Genomic DNA, 16,124 nt, shown 5'->3' with positions numbered 1-16,124 from the left:
CCCAAGCTATGATTTAACAGAGATGTGCCGGTTGTTAACTGTTTTTGTTTTTTCGAACTGAATGGTTGTTGTACACGGTGAAGATCTTTCCCACGGACGGTTGTGTCCTCACGGTGTACCTATGGCTCAATGAAAAGCAGCGCACCCGAGGCGATAATCCTGCCGACTCTGGTCGCCTGCGCAAAATCATAGGAAGAAAGTCATGTCAGAGCTTCCCGATCGCCAGGCGATCAATGCCCTTTTTGCCGGGAATTATGCCGATCCCTTTTCACTACTGGGTATGCACCAAACGGCTGCAGGCCTTGAAGTGCGTGCGCTGCTGCCCGATGCCTCCGATGTTTGGGTCATTGAAACCAACACCGGACGCAAATGTGCTCAGCTTACCTGCCTCGACTCACGCGGTTTCTTCTGTGGCGTGATTCCGCGTCGTAAAAACCGCTTTGGTTATCAGCTGGCGGTGAACTGGCACGGCCAGCAAAACCTGATTGATGATGCCTATCGCTTCGGCCCGCTGCTGGAGGAGATGGATGCATGGTTATTGGGTGAAGGCACGCATCTGCGTCCCTACGAAACCCTCGGCGCGCACGGCACCACCATTGATGGCGTGCACGGCACGCGGTTCGCCGTTTGGGCACCTAATGCGCGTCGCGTATCGGTGGTAGGCGAGTTCAACTTCTGGGATGGCCGACGTCATCCCATGCGTTTTCGCCGTGAACTTGGCGTCTGGGAACTGTTTGTGCCGGGCGCGGTAAACGGTCAGCTGTATAAATTTGAAATCGTGGATAATTCCGGCCAGATGCGCATCAAAGCCGATCCTTTCGCCTTTGAAGCACAGATGCGTCCGCAAACCGCCTCGATGATCTGCGGGCTGCCACCGAAAACCGAGATGCAGCCGCAGCGTAAGGCCGCCAATGCTTTTGACCAGCCGATTTCGATTTATGAAGTGCACCTCGGTTCATGGCGACGTCACACCGATAACAACTTCTGGCTCAGCTACAAAGAGCTGGCGGAACAGCTGATTCCTTACGTTAAAGAGATGGGCTTCACCCACATCGAACTGATGCCGATTAACGAACACCCCTTCGACGGCAGCTGGGGCTATCAGCCGCTCGGCATGTATGCGCCGACGCGCCGTTTCGGTACGCGCGATGAGTTCCGCCACTTCGTGGCCGCCGCGCATGATGCTGGCATTAACGTGCTGCTCGATTGGGTGCCAGGCCACTTCCCAAGCGATGATTTCGGCCTGGCGAAGTTCGATGGCACCGAACTCTACGAACACAGCGATCCGCGCGAAGGTTTTCATCAGGACTGGAACACGCTGATCTACAACTTTGGTCGCCGTGAAGTGAGCAATTATCTCTCCGGCAACGCCTTGTACTGGATGGAGCGTTTCGGCATTGATGGGCTGCGCGTCGATGCGGTGGCATCAATGATCTACCGTGATTACAGCCGCGCCGAAGGCGAATGGGTGCCGAACCAGTTTGGTGGACGCGAGAACCTCGAAGCGATTTCGTTCCTGCGTCACACCAACCGCGTTTTGGGTCGCGCCGCACCGGGCAGCGTCACGGTGGCGGAAGAGTCCACCGATTATCCCGGCGTTACGCGCCCTTCAGAAGATGGCGGCCTCGGCTTCTGGTTCAAATGGAACCTTGGCTGGATGCACGACACACTGGACTATATGAAGCTCGACCCGGTGCATCGCCGTTATCATCATCAGCTGATGACCTTTGGCATGATTTACAACTACACCGAAAACTTCGTGCTACCGCTGTCGCATGACGAAGTGGTGCACGGCAAACGTTCGATTCTCGATCGCATGCCGGGCGATGCCTGGCAGAAGTTCGCTAACCTGCGCGCCTATTACGGCTGGATGTGGGGTTTCCCCGGTAAGAAGCTGCAATTTATGGGCAATGAATTTGCGCAGGGTCGCGAATGGAACCACGACACCAGCCTCGACTGGCATCTGCTGGAAGGTGAGGATAACTGGCACAACGGCGTGCATCGTCTGGTGCGCGATCTCAATCACACCTATCGCCATTACGCGCCGCTGCATCAACTCGACTTTGATGGGCAAGGTTTTGAGTGGCTGGTGGTCGATGACTACGAAAACTCCGTGTTTGTATTTGTGCGCCGCGATCGCGACGGCAATGAAATCATCGTAGCCAGCAACTTTACGCCAGTGGCGCGTCACAACTATCGCTTTGGCGTCAACCAGCGTGGCGGCTGGCGCGAGATCATGAATACCGATCAGCACGATTATCACGGCAGCGACACGCGCAATCACGGCGTGGTACACACCGATGAGATGGAGAGTCACGGTCGGCCGCAGTCGCTGAGTTTGACCTTACCGCCGCTGGCAACACTTTGGCTGGTGCGGGAGAGCGACTGATGCTGGAGCAGGGGCAGCCGGAACCGTTAGGTGCGCACTATGATGGGCACGGCGTTAATTTCACGCTGTTCTCCCAGCATGCCGAACGCGTTGAACTCTGCCTGTTCGACGCGCACGGTGCTGAGCGCCGTTTCGCGCTGCCCGCGCGCAGCGGTGATATCTGGCACGGCTATTTTCCCGCGCTGAAGCCCGGCCAGCGCTACGGCTATCGCGTTCACGGTCCGTGGGCGCCGCAGCAGGGACATCGCTTCAATCCGGCTAAGCTGTTGGTCGATCCCTGCGCCAAAGCGGTGGCGGGTGAAGTGGCGGACGACGCGCGTTTCAACGGCGGCGAACGCGAGCCGGATGGTTTGGATAACGCCGCCATCGCGCCGAAATCGTTGGTAACTGCCGAAGATTTCGACTGGGAGGACGATCACGCGCCGCGCACGCCGTGGGGCAACACGGTGATCTATGAAGCGCACGTACGCGGCTTAACCCAGCAGCATCCGGAAATTCCGGAAAGGTTGCGTGGCACTTATGCGGCGCTGGGTCATCCTGCTATGGTGAAGTACCTGCGCCACCTCGGCATCACCGCGCTGGAACTGCTGCCGATTGCCCAATTCACCAGCGAGCCGCGCCTGCGTCGTTTGGGATTGAGTAATTACTGGGGCTACAACCCCTTTGCCTTGTGGGCGGTGGATGCGCGTTACGCCTCGGGCGAAAACGGTTTAACGCCGCTGCAGGAGTTTCAGCAGGCGGTTAAAGCGCTGCATGCCGCGGGCATCGAAGTGATTCTGGACGTGGTGTTCAACCACACCGCCGAGCTGGAAGAGATCGGGCCAACGATTTCCCTGCGCGGCGTGGATAACGCCAGCTATTACTGGCTGGATGGCAACGGCGACTATCAAAACTGGACCGGCTGCGGCAACACGCTAAATCTCAGTCATCCGCAGGTGATGACGTGGGCGCTGGAAGCGCTGCGCTACTGGGTGCGTGTTTGCCATGTTGATGGGTTCCGTTTTGACCTCGCCAGCGTGTTGGGACGCACACCGGAGTTTCATCAGGATGCGCCGCTGTTTGCCGCCATCAAAGCCTGTCCGCTGCTGTCGCAGGTGAAGCTGATTGCCGAGCCGTGGGACATCGGCCCCGGCGGTTATCAGGTCGGCAGCTTTCCGCCAGACTTCGCCGAGTGGAACGACCATTTTCGCGATGCGGCGCGCCGTTACTGGCTGCATGGTCAATTGAATAATGGCGATTTCGCCCGCCGTTTTGCCGCATCCAGCGACGTTTTCCAGCGTGAGGCGCGGCTGCCGCACACCAGCATCAATCTCATTACCGCTCACGACGGCTTCACGCTGCGCGATGTGGTGAGTTTTAACAACAAACACAATCAGGCTAACGGCGAAGACAATCGCGACGGCAGCAGCAGTAACTTCAGCCATAACCACGGCAAAGAGGGACTGCAGGTCAATTTCGATATTGTCGAACGGCGGCGGCGCAGCGTGCATGGCTTACTGACCACGCTGCTGCTGGCGCAGGGCACGCCGATGCTGCTGGCGGGTGACGAACGCGGTCACAGCCAGCATGGCAACAACAACGCCTATTGTCAGGACAACCCGCTGACCTGGTTGAACTGGCAACAGGATGATTTTGGCCTGGTCGACTTCACTGCTGCGTTAATCCGTCTGCGCCAGCGCATTCCCGCGTTGACGCAGGATCGCTGGTGGCAGGAGGGCGATGGCAGCGTGCAGTGGTGCAATGCCAGCGGCACACCACTGGAAACCGAGCAGTGGGAACAGGGGACGCACCGAATGCAGATCCTGCTCTCCGGCCGCTGGTTAATAACAATAAACGCCACGGAATCGGTGAGTGATATCGCCTTACCAGACGGAGAGTGGCGTGCCATTCCTCCTTTCGCCGGGGAAGATAACCCCATCCTGACAACTGTCTGGCACGGTCCCGCACACGGTGTGTGTGTGTTCCTAAAGCAATCATAAGGAGTCAGACATGGTGAAATTAGATAGAACAGATCATCTGATGCTGGCGCGCCAGCTCCCTACACAAACGGTCGCCCTGATCCTTGCTGGCGGGCGCGGTACGCGCCTGAAAGATCTCACCGCGAAACGCGCCAAACCTGCCGTGCACTTCGGTGGCAAGTTCCGCATCATCGACTTTGCGCTGTCCAACTGCATCAACTCGGGCATTCGGCGCATCGGCGTGATCACCCAATATCAGTCGCATACGCTGGTGCAGCACATCCAGCGTGGCTGGTCGCTGTTCAACGAAGAGATGAACGAGTTTGTCGATCTGCTGCCGGCGCAGCAGCGTGCCGCTACCGAACATTGGTATCGCGGGACTGCCGATGCGGTGACGCAAAACCTCGACATTATTCGCCGCTATAACGCGCAGTACATCGTGATCCTCGCCGGGGATCACATCTACAAAATGGATTACTCGCGCATGCTGCTCGACCACGTCGATCGCGGTGCCAAATGCACCATCGCCTGCTTGCCGGTGCCGTTAGCTGAAGCCACGGCGTTTGGGGTGATGGCGGTGGATGCCGAAAACAACGTAATCGATTTTGTCGAAAAACCGCCGAAGCCGCCGTCAATGCCGGGTGACGATACCCGCGCGCTTGCCAGCATGGGCATTTATGTGTTCAACGCCGATTACCTTTACCAGCTGCTGGAAAAAGATCTGCTTGTAGCCGATTCCAGCCACGATTTCGGCAAAGATTTGCTGCCGAAAATTGTCGCCAGCGGCGAGGCGTATGCGCACTCCTTCACGCTCTCCTGCGTGCAGGTTGATGAAAACGCCGAGCCGTACTGGCGCGACGTTGGAACGCTGGAAGCTTACTGGCGCGCCAATCTCGATTTAGCGTCGGTCACGCCTGAGCTGGATATGTACGATCACAGCTGGCCGATTCGTACCCACATGGAGCCGCTGCCGCCGGCGAAATTTGTTCAGGATCGATCCGGTAGCCACGGCATGACAATGAATTCGCTGGTCTCGGGCGGCTGCATCATCTCCGGTTCGGTGGTGGTGAACTCGGTGCTGTTCCCGCGTATTCGCATCAACTCGTTTTGCAATATTGATTCCGCAGTGCTGCTGCCTGATGTGGTGGTTGGCCGATCGTGTCGTCTGCGTCGCTGCGTGATCGATCGCGCCTGCGAACTGCCAGAAGGCATGGTCATTGGCGAAAACCCCGACGAAGACAGCCGTCGTTTTTACCGTTCTGAAGAGGGCATCGTACTGGTGACGCGCGCCATGCTGGCCAAATTGGCCGGAGGCGGTCAGTAAGTGACGAAAGAATATAGAGAAAATTGCCGCGTGGAACGTGTGCGATAACAATAGGGGTTCAGGATGCAGGTTTTACATGTCTGTTCAGAGCTTTTCCCGCTGTTGAAAACCGGCGGACTGGCTGATGTCGTCGGTGCATTACCACAGGCGCAAATAGCCGATGGTACGGATGCGCGGGTGTTGATTCCCGCCTTTCCGGATCTGCGTAAAGGGATTCCTGATACAGAGGTCCTGGCGGAGTTGCAAACTTTTGCGGGACCGGTACGCTTACTTTTTGGACAATTTAACGGCGTTGGTATTTATTTAATCGATGCGCCGGGATTGTATGAACGTCCCGGCAGCCCGTATCACGATACGTCGCAGTTTGCTTACGTCGATAACTACCTGCGTTTTGCGCTGCTGGGCTGGATGGGCGCCGAGATTGCCAGCGGGCTGGATACCGACTGGCAGCCAGATATCGTGCATGCGCATGACTGGCATGCTGGCTTAACCTGCGCCTATATTGCGGCGCGCGGGCGTCCGGCGAAAACGGTGTTCACCGTGCATAATCTGGCGTATCAAGGGCTGTTTTCGGCGCGTCATTTGGATGAGATCCAGATCCCGCGCGCGTTCTTCGACATGCATGGACTGGAGTTCTTCGGGCAAATTTCCTACCTCAAGGCGGGGCTGTTCTTTGCCGATCACATTACGGCGGTCAGCCCGACTTACGCGCTGGAGATTACCCGACCGGAATTTGGTTACGGCATGGAATCACTGCTCGAACAGCGACTGCGTGAAGGGCGCCTGAGCGGGATTCTGAACGGCGTCGATCCGGGCATCTGGGACCCGGCGCACGACCTCCTGCTCACCGCGCGCTACGACAGCGAAACGCTGGAGAGCAAAGCGGAGAACAAGCGCCAGCTGCAAATTGCCATGGGCCTGAAGGTGGATGATAAAGCACCGGTGTTCTGCGTCATCAGCCGTCTGACCAAACAGAAAGGGCTGGATCTGGTGCTGGAAGCGCTACCGGGCTTACTGGCGCAGGGCGGACAGTTGGTGCTGCTCGGCCAGGGCGATGCGGAGCTGCAGCAAGGTTTCCTTGCGGCGGCGGCGGAGCATCCGGGCCGCGTTGGCGTGCAGATTGGTTATCACGAAGCCTTCTCGCACCGTATTGTCGGCGGCGCGGATGTGATTATGGTGCCGAGCCGTTTTGAGCCGTGCGGCTTAACCCAGCTGTACGGTTTGAAATACGGCACGCTGCCGCTGGTGCGTCGTACTGGCGGACTGGCGGATACGGTGCAAGATAGCTCGCTTGAGAACCTGGCGGACGGCGTCGCCAGCGGTTTCACCTTTGAAGACAGTAATGCCTGGTCGCTGCTGCGGGCGATTCGGCGCGCATTTGTTCTGTGGTCTCGTCCTGCACTCTGGCGTTACGTTCAGCGGCAGGCGATGGGGATGGATTTTAGTTGGCAGGTGGCAGCACAAGCCTACCGCGATCTTTATCAACGTTTGCTGTAATGAGAGATTGGGATACTTGATATGAATGCACCTTTCACCTATGCCTCACCCACGCTGACGGTTGATGCGCTGAAGCACTCAATCGCCTATAAGCTGATGTTTACTATTGGTAAAGATCCATCGATCGCGAATAAGCATGAGTGGCTCAACGCCGCGCTGCTGGCGGTGCGTGATCGCATGGTGGAACGCTGGCTGCGCTCCAGTCGCGCGCAGCTCTCGCAGGATGTGCGGCAGGTTTATTACCTGTCGATGGAGTTCCTGATGGGGCGCACGCTCGGCAACGCGTTGCTGGCGATGGGCATTTATGAGGATCTCAATCAGGCGCTGGAAGAGATGGGCCTCGACCTCAGCGAACTGATGGAAGAGGAGAACGATCCCGGCCTCGGTAATGGCGGTTTAGGGCGTTTGGCGGCCTGCTTCCTGGATTCGCTCGCCACGCTCGGTTTACCGGGGCGCGGCTACGGCATTCGTTATGACTACGGCATGTTTAAGCAGAATATCGTTGACGGCCAGCAGCGCGAATCGCCGGATTACTGGCTGGAGTACGGCAATCCGTGGGAATTCCAGCGCTTTAACACGCGCTACAAAGTGCGCTTCGGCGGCCGTCTGCAACATGAAGGCGCGCGGGTGCGCTGGGTGGAAACCGAGGAGATCGTGGCGATGGCTTACGATCAAATCATTCCCGGTTTTGATACCGATGCCACCAACACGCTGCGCTTGTGGGGCGCGCAGGCCAGTAACGAAATCAACCTCGGTAAGTTCAACCAGGGTGATTACTTCGCCGCGGTAGAAGATAAAAACCACTCGGAAAACGTGTCGCGCGTGCTCTATCCCGATGACTCCACCTATTCGGGGCGCGAGCTGCGTCTGCGTCAGGAGTATTTCCTCGTCTCCTCGACGGTGCAGGATATTCTCAATCGTCACTGGCAGATGCATGAAACCTGGGACAATTTGCCGGACAAAATTGCCATCCACCTCAACGATACGCATCCGGTGCTGGCGATCCCGGAACTGATGCGCATACTGATCGACGAGCAGAAATTCAGCTGGGACGATGCCTTTGAAGTGACCTGTCAGGTGTTCTCCTACACCAACCACACGCTGATGACGGAAGCGCTGGAAACCTGGCCAGTGGATATGATTGGCAAGATCCTGCCGCGTCATCTCAGCATTATTTTTGAAATTAACGACTACTTCCTGAAAACCATTCAGGAATATTACCCGGATGATTGGGAGCTGTTAGCGCGCATCTCGATCATCGATGAGAACGACGGCCGCCGCATTCGCATGGCGTGGCTGGCGGTGGTGGTGAGCCACAAAGTTAACGGTGTGTCAGAGTTGCACTCCAACTTGATGGTGCAATCGCTGTTCGCTGACTTCGCGCGTCTGTTCCCGGGCCGTTTCTGCAATAAAACTAACGGCGTGACGCCACGTCGCTGGCTGGCGCTGGCGAATCCGGCGCTCTCCGAGGTGCTGGACGAGGCGATTGGCCGCAACTGGCGCACCGATCTTGGCCAGCTCAACGAATTGACCACGCAGATCGATTATCCGGCCTTTATCCAGCAGATCGCCGACGCCAAGTTTGCCAACAAAAAACGCCTGGCGGATTGGGTGGCGAAGAACATGGATATCGTGCTCGATCCGCATGCGCTGTTTGATGTGCAGATTAAGCGCATCCACGAATACAAACGTCAGCTGCTGAACGTGCTGCACGTTATCACGCGCTACAACCGCATCAAGGCCGATCCCAGCGCAGAATGGGTGCCGCGCGTTAATATCTTCGCCGGCAAAGCGGCGTCGGCCTATTACGTGGCGAAACACATCATTCACTTGATCAACGATGTCGCCAATGTGATCAACAACGATCCGCAGGTGAAGAACAAGCTGAAGGTGGTGTTCATTCCAAACTATGGCGTGAGCCTGGCGCAGATCATCATTCCGGCGGCGGATCTCTCCGAGCAGATCTCCACTGCCGGTACCGAAGCCTCTGGCACTAGTAACATGAAGTTTGCGCTGAACGGCGCGTTAACCATCGGTACGCTGGATGGTGCCAACGTTGAGATGCTGGAGCATGTCGGCAAGGAGAATATCTTTATCTTCGGTAACACTACGCCGCAGGTCGAGAAGCTGCGCACCGACGGTTACAACCCGCGTAAGTATTATGAGGATGATCCTGAGCTGCATCAGGCGCTGACGCAAATCGCCAGCGGGGTGTTCAGCCCGCAGGAGCCAGGGCGCTATCGCAATCTGTTTGATGCGCTGGTGAACTTCGGCGATCACTATCAGCTGCTGGCGGATTACCGCAGCTATGTGGATACGCAGGATAAGGTGGACAAGCTGTATCGCCAGCCGGATAAGTGGCAACGCAGCGCGGCGTTGAATATCGCCAATATGGGTTATTTCTCGTCGGACCGCACCATTCAGGAATATGCGGATGAGATCTGGCACATTTCGCCAGTGAGATTGTAAGGCGAGGATTGCAGAACCAAGTCGCCATGAATGGCGACCCTACGTGAACACCCAAATCGATACCCAAAATCATTTGGACGGCAGGAAGGCGGCAAATGAGCGAATCCCCGGAAGCTTACTTTAGTAAGTGACCGGGGTGAACGAATGCAGCCAACGCACCTGCCGTTCGAAGGATGAAGGGTATTATTTCAACGTGATGCTTTTGACGATCCCATCTGCATCGCTCTGTGCTTGCTGCTGATTATCTGCTGGCAAGGTAATTTGCAGCGTCAGCAGTTTGCCATCCACTTTCGCCAGAATCACCGAAGACCATGAGGTCTGATTGTTGGCAGAAATCACCGTATCCAGCTGCTGTGCCGGCTGGTCTTTCAGCGTCACCGCTTTGTTAGACACCACCTGCAGCTGTGGGTCGCGACCGCGCTGCTGCTGTTCCAGACGCTGTGCCAGCGCATCAAGCGCTTCGTTGGTGGGATCGCCGGCAATCACGATAATCGCGCGCTGACCGGTTTCGTCGGCATAGACGTGCATGTTGGTGGATTCAGAGCCGAGCTTGCCGCTCTTGTCAGACATGCCCGCCGGTAGAGAGAAACTCAGTTTGCCGTCCATCAGGTTAACCGTCTGGGCCGACTGGCTGGCGCTCGCACCGTTGCTGTTCGCTGCCGCATCATCTTTCTTCTGGTCACATGCCGCCAGGCCGATAACCAACAGGCCAATACCCACATATTTCACTACGTTACGCATTCTTTTCCCTTTTACATGATTCCAGTCAGCCGTTATACAAGCGGATTTAGTTAGCAAAAGCAACCGCCGGAGTGTCAGGAAATCTTAGCGTAATGCGGCATTTAGTGTATGTGCAATCAGCCGAAATTGATCTGCTGCTGCGCGGAACGTTCGGCTAAGCGCTTCAGCATGGCATTTAGCAGCACGCCGTAAGCGGGCAGGAAGAAGATCATGCAGATCAGCACTTTGAAGCTGTAATCCACCAGCGCGATTTCGACCCAATGCGTGGCCATAAACGGATCTGGGCTCTTGTAAAAGGCGATGAAAAAGAAGGCCAACGTATCGCTGATATTACCGAGGAACATCGCTGCCGCTGGCGCAATCCACCACTGCGATAAACGGCGCAAACGGTTAAAAACGTGTACATCGAGGATTTGTCCCAGCGCATAAGCCATAAAGCTGGCGCAGGCGATACGGGCAACAAACAGATTCACCTCTTCCAGTGATGCCCAACCTTGCCATTCGCCCTGATAGAACACGCAGGAAACAATGTAGGAGATCACTAGCGCGGGAATCATCACCGCCAGAATAATGCGACGTGCCAGCGGCGCGCCAAAGATGCGCACGGTCAGATCGGTGGCGAGGAAAATAAACGGAAAGCTAAACGCGCCCCATGTGGTGTGAAAACCGAAGATGGAAACCGGCAGCTGGACCAGATAGTTACTGGAGGTGATCACCAGCAGATGGAATAGCGATAGCCAAAACAGCGCATGCATGCGCTGACGTGCAGAGAAGTTAATCATTGTAAGCCTTTTTAGTGATGGGGTGAGGGAACCCAGATTCGTGCATTGGCACGGTGGTAAATAAAAAATCGGCGGCATCTTAACGCGTTGCGCAATTTATGCAATGGTTAATTTTAACGCAATCGTTATCGCCTTGCGTTGGCTTATTCGCGCGCTAGAATGAGCGCCCATTACCCACTACAGACAGAGAATCATGAGCGATCCCTTTTCTGCGCCTGACCATCAGCTTGATGCCCTTGGCCTGCGCTGCCCGGAGCCGGTAATGATGGTGCGTAAAACCGTGCGCAGCATGCAGGCCGGTGAAACCTTGCTGATCATTGCTGACGATCCCGCCACCACGCGCGATATCCCCGGTTTCTGCCGCTTTATGGAGCATGAGTTGCTGGCACAGCAGACCGAAAGCCTGCCGTACCAGTTTCTAATTAAAAAAGGCGCCTAACGCTGACGCAGCAAGCGCAGCGCGTTGGCTGTCACCAGTGCGGTGGCACCGGAATCCGCTAAGACCGCCAGCCACAAACCGGTGAAGCCGAGCAGCGTGGTGACCAGAAAAATCGCCTTTAATCCCAACGCCAGCGCCACGTTCTGACGAATGATGGCGCGCGTGCGCCGTGCCAGCACAATGGTGCGCGGCAGAATCGCCAGCTGATTTTGCGTTAATGCCACATCCGCGGCTTCCAGCGCCACATCGGTGCCGCTGCCCATCGCAATGCCGATGGTGGCGGCTTTCATGGCGGGCGCATCGTTAATGCCATCGCCGACCATTGCCAATGCGTGCTGTGTGCCTAACGTCCTCACCGCCGCAACTTTATCGGCGGGCAGTAAACCTGCGCGGTAATCGATGTTGAGCTTAGCGGCAATGGCCGCAGCCGCGCGTGGATTGTCGCCGGTCAGCATCATGCTGTTAACACCAAGCTTCTTCAGTTCAGACAGCGCGCTGAGGGCTTCAGCGCGCAACTGATCCTGCAAGGCTAACGCGCCAAGAACCTGCTGCTCCTGCAACAGCAGCACCACAGTTTGGCCTTGCGCTTCCAGCTGAGCAATCTGCTGCTGTTGTGCATTATCAAGATGGCTGACTTCGCGCGGCGCCAGCAGTTGATAGGTCACGCCATCTATCGCAGCACGAATACCACTGCCGGCCAGCGTTTGCTGCTGTGCAGCTTGCGGAAGCCTGAGCGCGCGCCGCTCGGCCTCGCTGACAATCGCCCGCGCCAGCGGATGGGTGGAACCCTGTTCTACGGCGGCGGCGATGGTGAGCAAGTTGTTTTCCGCCATCACGCCAAATGGCTGGATGTGGCTGATCTGCGGTTTACCGGCGGTCAGCGTGCCGGTTTTGTCGAACGCCATCATATTTACGCGACTGAGCCGCTCCAGCGCCGCGCCGCCTTTGATCAGTGCGCCCTGACGCGCGGCAGCAGCCAGGCCGGAAGTGATGGCGGCTGGCGTGGAGATCACCAGCGCACAAGGGCAACCAATCAGCAACAGCGTCAGCCCTTTATAAATCCACGGCAACCACGCACCAAAACCCAGCAGCGGCGGCAGCACCATCACCAGCAGCGCCAGCAGCATAATGGCGGGCGTATAGATGCGGCTGAAGCGATCGATAAAACGCTCAACCGGCGCACGATGGGTTTCGGCTTCCTCAATCAGTTGCAGGATGCGGTCAATGGCACTTTGGCCCGGCTGGGAAATGACTTTCAGCGTCACCAGACGATCAAGGCTGGTGGCACCGGCCATGATCTGCTCGCCAGGCTCACGCGCTACCGGCAGCGATTCGCCGGTCAACGCGCTTTCATCAAAGCTGGCGCTGGCGTGCAGCAGTTCGCCATCGGCCGGTAAACGTCCGCCGGCCGCCACTTCAATCACATCGCCGGGCTGCAGCGCTTCTAAGCGGACGTTTTCCCGCTGTGTGCCGTTAATGCGCGTGGCGGTAGCGGGACGCAGCGCCATCAGCGCGGTGACGCCAAGGCGTGCGCGTGTGGCGGCGTACGCTTCGAGGCGTTCACCCAGTTGAAACAGCAGGAGCACCATCGCGGCTTCGGCGTGCGCGCCAATCACCAGCGCACCAGCGGCGGCAATGGTCATCAGCATCTCAATGCTGAACGGCGAACCGCTACGCAGCAGTTTCCAGGCGCTGCGCGCGATCGGCGCTAAACCTAACAACGTGGTGGCGATAAACAGGCGATCGCCCCAAACCGGCGAAAGCTGGCTCAGCAGCCAACTGGCGAGCATCATTCCGCCAAGCAGCAGCAAACCGGCGTTTTCCTGCCAGCGGCTTTCGGGTTGTGGAGGCGATGGGGAATCGCTGGCGCTCAGCGCGAAGCCGGCATTTTTCACCACCTGTTCAATGATGGCGCGGATATCCTGGTCGGCATCGACCACCAGTTTTTCACTGGCAAAAATCACGCGTGCTTGCTGAACCTGCGGTACACGTTGCACGGCGGTTTCGATTTTACGCGCGCAGCTGGGGCAATCCATGCCCGCAATCTGCCAGCGGAATTGATGTGAAGAGAGGGCGGGCCTGTCGCTTTCGGCGTCGCTTTCGCCGCCTGGCGATCCGCTGTCGCTGTCACAGCAGCCGCAATCGCTGTCTGGCGTGATGGGCTGCGCCGCGGAGATGTTCAATGTTGCGGGTTTTACGCTGCGAATCGAGCACAGCGGCTGTGACTGACGGTGTGATTTGCCACAGCGGCAAGGGTGAGCATGTTGATGCATGTAACCTCCGGAATCAGGGGCGGGCTGATGCCCGCGCCCTAATGCTACACTCTGGAGTGGACTCCAGAGTCAAGCGGAAGGTAAGGTTATCTTCAGTAGAGCCACAGTGAACGCACAATCATGAAGTGACCGGCGAAGTAGCAGGCGGCGACGATGGCGCTATCGGCGCTGAAACGGCGGCGATAATGCGAGATAAACCAGACAATATTGGCTAACAGCAGCAACGCGGCACCCACCAGCAGCGAGAAACTGAAGTCAGTTGGACGGAAGAAGTAGTTCTCCGCCGCCATCCAGTTCATCACTAGCGTCATGCCGATCAAGGTGCATATAGGCCAGCGCAGATCTTCCAGTTTGCTCCACAGAATCCCGATAACGATCACGCCAATGATCAGGAAGGTGAGGGGAATCGGCCAGAAGAAACTCATGGTCATGTGTGCGGCAAAACTGATGGTGTACAGCAGATGCGACAGGAAGAATGCGCCTAGCGCATAGAGCATTTGCTGACGCGGTAACAGCATTAACGCGTCACCCACCAGCGTGGCGACCAGCCCGGCCAGAATCAAATAATCGGTGGTGTTGAAGGTTGGCGCTTGCCACGCCCAGGCAACGAGTAACAGCAAGGTGACAGGTTTAAATAGCCAGCGTTGCCATTGCGGACCGCGATATGAAGCATCGACGTAAAGCCAGCCGGAAAAAAGTACGGCAAGGAAAGACCAAAGCATGTTTTCTCCCTTTTCTGGACGAAATGTCCGCCAGTTTGATGAATTTTCCCAAAATCACCCTCTCAGTGTAAGTTACCGGCGCCAAATGTGACAATCAGCCGACTCTGGTTGTATGCTTTGTCGTCTTTACCCGTTCCGAATTAACGCAAAGCACGAGATAAATCATGAGCAAACCACCGCTAATCTTTTTCATCGTACTGGCCATTATTGCCGTTTTGGCGACCCGTCAGTTTATTAAACAGCGCCGCGAAACGGCGGTGAACGATGCCTCGCCGGTGCGCTCACTGAGCGTGGAAGTGAAAACCAAACGCGAATTTCCGTCGCCCAATCGCCGTTCACGTCAGCGTGAAGAGATTGTGGCGGAAGAGATGAAATATGAAGCCTGGTTCCATCCGTTGAACGGTGCCAGCGATATTAAAGTGACGGTGAATGCGAACCAGTATCACCAGATCGATAAAGGCGCGAAGGGCGAGTTGAAGATGAAAGGCACGCGTTTTGTGAGTTTTACTCCGGCCCAATAGGGCCGCCATTCATGGCGACCTGGCTATAAACCGCACGAAACTACATCTTCGGATAATGCTTTTTCTGCCACGCCAGCAGCTCAAACACGCCAAAAAAGAAGATCTTCGCCTGGGTTACGCCGCTCAGTTTTGGGGCGTCTTTGGGCTGGGTGGCGCGCAGCAACACCAGCTGCAGGCCGTGCATAATCACCATAAAGAACAGCGCCACGTGCACGAAATAGCGCAGCGGCGTTGGGAAAGGTTGCACCAGATTGAGCAATAAAAAGGCCCAGACGCAAATCATCAGCAAACGTCCCAAATTAAGCCACATCGTGCGTCTCCTGTTGGCGTTGATATAAGCGATAAGCCACCTGACCGGCAATCTTCTCGCGGTACAAATCCCAATTTGCGGGTGCGACAGGCGTGCCATTTTCCACTTCGCTCTCGACATAAATCAGCGCTTCAGCCGCTAACCAGCCATTTTGCTCCAGCAGCGACAATGTTTCCTGTAACAGCCCTTTACGGAAAGGCGGGTCAACAAACACCACGTCAAACGGCTCGCCCGGCTGGCTTAACCACTGCAGCGTGTTGGTTTGCACCACTTTTGCCTGCGTAGCACGCAGCGTTTGCAGATTCTGTGACAGCTGTTGCGCCACCGAACGCTCCAGCTCCAGCAGCGTGGCCGACGCTGCATAGCGAGACAGCGCTTCCAGCCCTAACGCGCCGCTGCCGGCGAAGCAATCGAGGCAGCGCGCTTCCTGAATATCCGGCGCCAGCCAGTTAAACAGGGTTTCACGTACGCGATCGGTGGTCGGGCGCAAACCTGCGCTATCCGGCACCGGTAATTTACGGCCGCGCCACTGACCGCCAATGATGCGGATCTGGCCAGCGCTGCTGCTGCGGGGGGATTTACTCATTTCGCTCACAACTCGTCATATTTTGTTGCGTAGTTTAACGGGCGTAGCGGGCAGAAGAAACGTTAAAAAAGGGTGCTGTGGTGCGCTGGCTGGAAAGTGTTAGACTACTGAGT

General features: G+C 56.8%; 13 protein-coding genes. 7 read left to right on the top strand and 6 right to left on the bottom strand.

All coding sequences use genetic code 11. The annotated features are described in order from the left end of the window. Positions 1-202: 202 nt before the first annotated feature. The 5 genes from glgB (at position 203) to glgP (ending at position 9,637) form a co-directional block, all read left to right on the top strand. Positions 203-2,389 (top strand): 1,4-alpha-glucan branching enzyme, encoded by a 2,187-nt coding sequence (gene glgB, locus Q3H59_RS18840; RefSeq protein WP_192236053.1) that lies wholly within the window; start codon positions 203-205, stop codon positions 2,387-2,389. Beyond that, positions 2,389-4,368 (top strand): glycogen debranching protein GlgX, encoded by a 1,980-nt coding sequence (glgX, locus tag Q3H59_RS18835; protein WP_309836327.1) that lies wholly within the window; start codon positions 2,389-2,391, stop codon positions 4,366-4,368. The genes glgB and glgX overlap by 1 nt, the downstream gene beginning before the upstream one ends. 10 nt (positions 4,369-4,378) lie before the next feature. After that, positions 4,379-5,671, top strand: coding sequence for a glucose-1-phosphate adenylyltransferase (glgC, locus tag Q3H59_RS18830; RefSeq protein WP_309836325.1), 1,293 nt, complete (start codon positions 4,379-4,381; stop codon positions 5,669-5,671). Between the two features lie 63 nt (positions 5,672-5,734). After that, positions 5,735-7,168 carry a glycogen synthase GlgA gene (gene glgA, locus Q3H59_RS18825; protein WP_101763108.1) on the top strand — a complete coding sequence of 478 codons (1,434 nt, stop codon included), beginning with the start codon at positions 5,735-5,737 and terminating at the stop codon, positions 7,166-7,168. Positions 7,169-7,189: 21 nt separating this feature from the next. After that, positions 7,190-9,637: a glycogen phosphorylase gene (glgP, locus tag Q3H59_RS18820; RefSeq protein ID WP_192236047.1), complete on the top strand. Its 2,448-nt coding sequence runs from the start codon at positions 7,190-7,192 to the stop codon at positions 9,635-9,637. A gap of 183 nt (positions 9,638-9,820) precedes the next feature. Here glgP and Q3H59_RS18815 read toward each other — a convergent pair whose 3' ends face one another. Together Q3H59_RS18815 and Q3H59_RS18810 are read right to left on the bottom strand one after the other, a co-directional pair. Continuing rightward, entirely contained in the window at positions 9,821-10,378 is a 558-nt protein-coding gene (locus Q3H59_RS18815; RefSeq protein WP_061718408.1) for a DcrB family lipoprotein, read from the bottom strand. 116 nt (positions 10,379-10,494) lie between these two features. Then, on the bottom strand, positions 10,495-11,160 hold the full coding sequence (locus Q3H59_RS18810) for a 7-cyano-7-deazaguanine/7-aminomethyl-7-deazaguanine transporter (protein ID WP_137384947.1): 666 nt from the start codon (positions 11,158-11,160) through the stop codon (positions 10,495-10,497). Between the two features lie 193 nt (positions 11,161-11,353). Here Q3H59_RS18810 and tusA point away from each other — a divergent pair, with 193 nt between their 5' ends. Next, complete coding sequence (gene tusA / locus Q3H59_RS18805) at positions 11,354-11,599, top strand: sulfurtransferase TusA (protein WP_036649974.1); 246 nt, start codon at positions 11,354-11,356, stop codon at positions 11,597-11,599. On the opposite strand, the gene Q3H59_RS18800 is transcribed toward tusA, so the two are convergent. Both Q3H59_RS18800 and Q3H59_RS18795 read right to left on the bottom strand, forming a co-directional pair. Further along, complete coding sequence (locus tag Q3H59_RS18800) at positions 11,596-13,872, bottom strand: zinc/cadmium/mercury/lead-transporting ATPase (protein WP_309836323.1); 2,277 nt, start codon at positions 13,870-13,872, stop codon at positions 11,596-11,598. The genes tusA and Q3H59_RS18800 overlap by 4 nt on opposite strands. Positions 13,873-13,964: 92 nt before the next feature. After that, the gene (locus tag Q3H59_RS18795; protein WP_101763104.1) at positions 13,965-14,594 is read right to left on the bottom strand and encodes a lysoplasmalogenase; all 630 of its coding nucleotides are present in this window, start codon (positions 14,592-14,594) and stop codon (positions 13,965-13,967) included. A gap of 164 nt (positions 14,595-14,758) precedes the next feature. Between Q3H59_RS18795 and Q3H59_RS18790 the strand changes: the two genes are divergently transcribed. Continuing rightward, positions 14,759-15,115 (top strand): DUF2500 domain-containing protein, encoded by a 357-nt coding sequence (locus Q3H59_RS18790; protein ID WP_101763103.1) that lies wholly within the window; start codon positions 14,759-14,761, stop codon positions 15,113-15,115. 40 nt (positions 15,116-15,155) lie between these two features. Here Q3H59_RS18790 and Q3H59_RS18785 read toward each other — a convergent pair whose 3' ends face one another. Both Q3H59_RS18785 and rsmD read right to left on the bottom strand, forming a co-directional pair. Then, positions 15,156-15,425, bottom strand: a complete 270-nt coding sequence (locus tag Q3H59_RS18785; RefSeq protein WP_008109883.1) for a DUF1145 family protein — start codon at positions 15,423-15,425, stop codon at positions 15,156-15,158. Next, positions 15,415-16,011: a 16S rRNA (guanine(966)-N(2))-methyltransferase gene (gene rsmD, locus Q3H59_RS18780; protein WP_101763102.1), complete on the bottom strand. Its 597-nt coding sequence runs from the start codon at positions 16,009-16,011 to the stop codon at positions 15,415-15,417. Before rsmD ends, Q3H59_RS18785 begins: the two co-directional genes overlap by 11 nt. Positions 16,012-16,124: the final 113 nt, after the last annotated feature.

Source organism: Pantoea sp. SORGH_AS_0659 (genome assembly GCF_031453915.1).
GTDB classification, from domain to species: Bacteria; Pseudomonadota; Gammaproteobacteria; order Enterobacterales; family Enterobacteriaceae; genus Pantoea; species Pantoea leporis.
Note: the sequence above shows the minus strand (reverse complement) of the source record. Positions and strands in the feature narration are given on the sequence as shown.

Bases quoted from the DNA above. Each gene is read 5' to 3' on its own strand.
- glgB (WP_192236053.1), top strand. From the start codon at position 203: ATGTCAGAGCTTCCCGATCGCCAGGCGATCAATGCCCTTTTTGCCGGG.
- glgX (WP_309836327.1), top strand. From the start codon at position 2,389: ATGCTGGAGCAGGGGCAGCCGGAACCGTTAGGTGCGCACTATGATGGG.
- glgC (WP_309836325.1), top strand. From the start codon at position 4,379: ATGGTGAAATTAGATAGAACAGATCATCTGATGCTGGCGCGCCAGCTC.
- glgA (WP_101763108.1), top strand. From the start codon at position 5,735: ATGCAGGTTTTACATGTCTGTTCAGAGCTTTTCCCGCTGTTGAAAACC.
- glgP (WP_192236047.1), top strand. From the start codon at position 7,190: ATGAATGCACCTTTCACCTATGCCTCACCCACGCTGACGGTTGATGCG.
- Q3H59_RS18815 (WP_061718408.1), bottom strand. From the start codon at position 10,378: ATGCGTAACGTAGTGAAATATGTGGGTATTGGCCTGTTGGTTATCGGC.
- Q3H59_RS18810 (WP_137384947.1), bottom strand. From the start codon at position 11,160: ATGATTAACTTCTCTGCACGTCAGCGCATGCATGCGCTGTTTTGGCTA.
- tusA (WP_036649974.1), top strand. From the start codon at position 11,354: ATGAGCGATCCCTTTTCTGCGCCTGACCATCAGCTTGATGCCCTTGGC.
- Q3H59_RS18800 (WP_309836323.1), bottom strand. From the start codon at position 13,872: ATGCATCAACATGCTCACCCTTGCCGCTGTGGCAAATCACACCGTCAG.
- Q3H59_RS18795 (WP_101763104.1), bottom strand. From the start codon at position 14,594: ATGCTTTGGTCTTTCCTTGCCGTACTTTTTTCCGGCTGGCTTTACGTC.
- Q3H59_RS18790 (WP_101763103.1), top strand. From the start codon at position 14,759: ATGAGCAAACCACCGCTAATCTTTTTCATCGTACTGGCCATTATTGCC.
- Q3H59_RS18785 (WP_008109883.1), bottom strand. From the start codon at position 15,425: ATGTGGCTTAATTTGGGACGTTTGCTGATGATTTGCGTCTGGGCCTTT.
- rsmD (WP_101763102.1), bottom strand. From the start codon at position 16,011: ATGAGTAAATCCCCCCGCAGCAGCAGCGCTGGCCAGATCCGCATCATT.